The sequence below is a fragment of the Paracoccus sp. (in: a-proteobacteria) genome (genome assembly GCF_047973135.1).
Lineage (GTDB): Bacteria > Pseudomonadota > Alphaproteobacteria > Rhodobacterales > Rhodobacteraceae > Paracoccus.
This window is the reverse complement of sequence record NZ_JBKEBL010000302.1, coordinates 1-3,827: the sequence shown is the minus strand read 5'-3', so window position 1 is coordinate 3,827 and position 3,827 is coordinate 1. Positions and strand designations below refer to the sequence as shown.

4 protein-coding genes are annotated in these 3,827 nt (G+C 64.7%); 1 reads left to right on the top strand and 3 read right to left on the bottom strand.

Features of this window, described 5'->3' with window-relative positions; genetic code table 11:
• The 3 genes from ACK5L9_RS22025 to ACK5L9_RS22015 form a co-directional block, all read right to left on the bottom strand.
• Positions 1-1,329, bottom strand: a 1,329-nt coding sequence (locus tag ACK5L9_RS22025; RefSeq protein ID WP_416913599.1) for a formate dehydrogenase beta subunit, incomplete at its 3' end; no start/stop codon positions are given.
• On the bottom strand, positions 1,326-1,802 hold the full coding sequence (locus ACK5L9_RS22020; RefSeq protein ID WP_416913598.1) for a formate dehydrogenase subunit gamma: 477 nt from the start codon (positions 1,800-1,802) through the stop codon (positions 1,326-1,328). The genes ACK5L9_RS22020 and ACK5L9_RS22025, both read right to left, overlap by 4 nt.
• Positions 1,803-1,888: 86 nt before the next feature.
• Positions 1,889-2,776, bottom strand: coding sequence for a LysR family transcriptional regulator (locus ACK5L9_RS22015; protein ID WP_416913600.1), 888 nt, complete (start codon positions 2,774-2,776; stop codon positions 1,889-1,891).
• 342 nt (positions 2,777-3,118) lie between these two features.
• Between ACK5L9_RS22015 and ACK5L9_RS22010 the strand changes: the two genes are divergently transcribed.
• Positions 3,119-3,827, top strand: a 709-nt coding sequence (locus ACK5L9_RS22010) for a S1 RNA-binding domain-containing protein (RefSeq protein WP_416913597.1), incomplete at its 3' end; no start/stop codon positions are given.

The following is a 3,827-nucleotide window of genomic DNA, read 5'->3' as shown; positions in this document are numbered from 1 at the left end:
CACTGCGCCGATGCGGCAGGGGGTGCATTTGCCGCAGGATTCGATGGCGCAGAATTCCATCGCAAAGCGGGCCATCTGCAACATGTCGGCGGTATCGTCGAACACCACCAGCCCGGCATGGCCGATCAGCCCGCCCTGCTGGTCGAATTCCTCGTATCCCATCGGCGTGTCGAATTTGCTGACCGGCATATAGGCCCCCAGCGGCCCGCCGACCTGCACCGCCTTGACCGCCCGCCCCGAGGCCGTGCCGCCGCCGATCTCGTTTACCACCTCGCCAAGGGTCAGGCCGAACGCGGTTTCGAACAGCCCGCCATGCTTCACATTCCCGGCGATCTGCAAGGTCACGGTGCCGCGCGACCGGCCCTGCCCGAAATCGGCATAAGCCTGCGCGCCGCGTTCAAAGATCACCGGCACCGTTGCCAGGCTGATGACGTTGTTGACCACCGTGGGCTGGCCCAGAAACCCCTGTAACGCGGGCAGCGGAGGCTTGGCGCGCACCACGCCGCGCTTTCCTTCAAGCGAGTTCAGCAGACTGGTTTCCTCGCCGCAGACATAGGCCCCGGCACCTGTGCGGATCTCCATGTCGAAGGCGCGCCCCGAGCCCAGAACATCCAGCCCCAGAACCCCGGCCTCGCGGGCGATCTGCACGGCGCGGGTCATCACCGCAATCGCGTCGGGATATTCGCTGCGCAGATAGACATAGCCGCGCGTCGCGCCCACGCCCAGACCGGCAATCGCCATGCCCTCGATCAGGGTAAAGGGATCGCCCTCCATGATCATGCGGTCGGCGAATGTGCCGCTGTCGCCCTCATCGGCGTTGCAGACAATATATTTCTGCGCCGCATCGGCCTGCATGACCGTATTCCACTTGATGCCGGTCGGAAAACCCGCGCCGCCGCGCCCGCGAAGGCCGCTGTCCGTCACCTCCTGCACGATCTGCGCCTGCGTCATGGCGATGGCACGACGCAGTCCGGCCAGACCGCCATGCGCCTGATAATCATCCAGATCCAGCGGGTCGATCACCCCGCAGCGCGCAAAGGTCAGCCGCGTCTGGCGGGCGAAATAGGGAATATCCTCGACAGGACCAAGGCTGTCCAGCGTGCCGTCCAGCAGCGCGGGCACATCTCCGGGCGCGACCGGGCCAAAGCCCACGCGCCCCTCGCCCGCGTCAATCTCGACCAGAGGTTCCAGCCAGATCATCCCGCGCGTGCCGTTGCGGATGATCTGCACCGGCATGTCGCGGGCCGCTGCCTCGCGCGCGATGGCCTCGGCCACAGCATCCGCGCCGACCGCCCGCGCGGCGCTGTCCATGGGAACGTAAATCTTCATGCGCCCGCCTCGTCCAGCAACCCGTCCATCCGCGCCTTATCCAGCCGCCCGACCACCCGCCCGTCCAGCATCGCGGCGGGTGCGCAGGCGCAGAGGCCAAGGCAATAGACCGGTTCAACCGTCAGCGCACCGTTTTGCGTCGTGTCATGCCAGCCGATCCCCAGCTTTTCCAGCGTCTCCAGCGCCAGCGCATGCCCGCCCATCGCCTGACACGCCTCGGCCCGGCAGATTTTAAGCACATGCCGACCCGCGCGGGTTTCGCGGAAATCGTGGTAAAAGCTGATGACGCCGTGAATCTCGGCCCGGCCCAGATTCAGCAGGTCGGCCAGCACCGGCACGGCGGCCTGCGGCACATGGCCAAAGTTGTCCTGCACGGCGTGCAGAATCGGCAGTAACGGCCCTTCCAGCGAGGCAAGCGGCGCGGCGATGGCGCGAATATCCTCCTCGGTCGGGGCTGGCGCATTCACTTGCATGGCTGGCCTTTCGACATTTCCCTTTGGTTAAAAGAACAGGGGCGGCGATGGAAAATCAATATCGTTGTTCCGTTAATTCATAGGTTTTATCTATCCTGCCGCATTCGCCGCGCCTCGGCCAGCAGGGCCTGCGTGACCGGAGTATGCGGCTCGCGCCAGGGGGCGACCAGACCGACGGCATGGGTGGTGGCGGGCTGTTCCAGCGGCACCAGCCGCAGCGGCTTGCCCTGCGCCAGAAACCCGGCGATGTCCTCGGGCAGGACGGTCAGCCAGCCGCCTTCCAGCACATGCGCAACCAGCACGATGGTCGAGTTCGATTCGATCGCCGCCTGTGGCGTCACCCCTGACTCGGCCAGATTGCGGTTGATGATGCGCCGGTTCTGCATGTCCGATGTCAGAAGGCACAGCCGTTGCCCATCCAGATCGGACCAACGCGCGCGGACACGCTCGGCAAGGGGCGATCCCTCGCCGCAGACCAGCATGTAACGTTCGTCATACAGCGGAACGGTGCTGACCTTGCCCAGGGGTTCGTTGTCCAGATAGGAAATCCCGGCATCGACCTCCAGATCGTCGATCATCTTGAGGATCTCGACCGAGGTGCGCGACAGGATGGTAAAGCCGACATTGGGATGCACCGCGCCAAAGCGCGCGCTCAGCCGTGCGGCCCAGGTCAGCGCCGTGGGAATCACCGCGATGCGCAGCCGGCCCGACAGCCCGTAACGCACCGCCCGCATCTCTTCGCGCAACTGGCGGCTGTCGGCGACGATGCGCCGCGCCCAGATCAGCGCGCTTTGCCCCTCGGGGGTCAGGCCGCCAAAGCGCGAATTGCGAAAGATCAGCAGCACACCCAGTTGATCCTCAAGCTGCTTGATCCCCGCCGACAGCGTCGGCTGGGTGATCCCCAGGCTGGCCGCCGCCCGCCCGAAATGGCGTTCCTTCGCCACCGCCAGAAACATTTCCAGCTTGTCGATCATGGTCCTCTGGCCCGCCGCCCTGCCCGCATCACGCGGACCTGTCATCCCATCAAGCAGAGGCCGGGGCGGCAGATCAACCGTCAATGCACGGAATGCGGCGAATCCTGCGGGGCAGAGGGCCGCCCGGTTTTCGTCGGCAACAATCGCGGGGCTTGCCTAATGTCAAGTCTGCCCCTATACGGGCGCAGTCCTCGGGACAGATCGCCATGGAAGAATATCAGGCAGGGTCGGGCGCAAGTCGCGGCCCTTTCAGGTTTAGCGATTCCTGCGGGCACCGCAATGAAAGACCGGCGGAGCCAACCGTCTGGCCAGTGAAACACATGTGAAGGAAACTGATTATATATGTGCGCTAAAGCGACCATGGAGGAGTTCGAGGCCCTCCTGAACGAAAGCCTCGACATTGACACCCCCTCCGAGGGCAGCGTTGTCAAAGGCAAGGTCATCGCCATCGAGGCGGGCCAGGCCATCATTGATGTCGGCTACAAGATGGAAGGCCGCGTCGATCTTAAAGAATTCGCAAATCCCGGCGAAGATGCCCGTCTGGCCATCGGCGACGAGGTCGAGGTGTTTCTGGACCGCGTGGAAAACGCCCGTGGCGAAGCCTCGATCAGCCGCGAGAAAGCCCGCCGCGAAGAGGCGTGGGACCGTCTGGAAAAAGCCTATGCCGATGAAGAGCGCGTCGAAGGCGCCATCTTCGGTCGCGTCAAGGGCGGCTTTACCGTCGATCTGGGCGGTGCCGTGGCCTTTCTGCCGGGCAGCCAGGTCGATGTGCGCCCCGTGCGCGATGCCGGCCCGCTGATGGGCCTGAAACAGCCCTTCCAGATCCTGAAAATGGACCGCCGCCGCGGCAATATCGTCGTGTCGCGCCGCGCCATTCTGGAAGAAAGCCGCGCCGAACAGCGCGCCGAGGTCATCGCCAACCTGACCGAAGGTCAGAACGTCAAGGGCGTGGTCAAGAACATCACCGAATACGGCGCCTTCGTCGATCTGGGCGGCGTTGACGGCCTGCTGCATGTCACCGACATGGCATGGCGCCGCGTCAACCACCCGT

Bases quoted from the DNA above. Each gene is read 5' to 3' on its own strand.
- ACK5L9_RS22020 (WP_416913598.1), bottom strand. From the start codon at position 1,802: ATGCAAGTGAATGCGCCAGCCCCGACCGAGGAGGATATTCGCGCCATC.
- ACK5L9_RS22015 (WP_416913600.1), bottom strand. From the start codon at position 2,776: ATGATCGACAAGCTGGAAATGTTTCTGGCGGTGGCGAAGGAACGCCAT.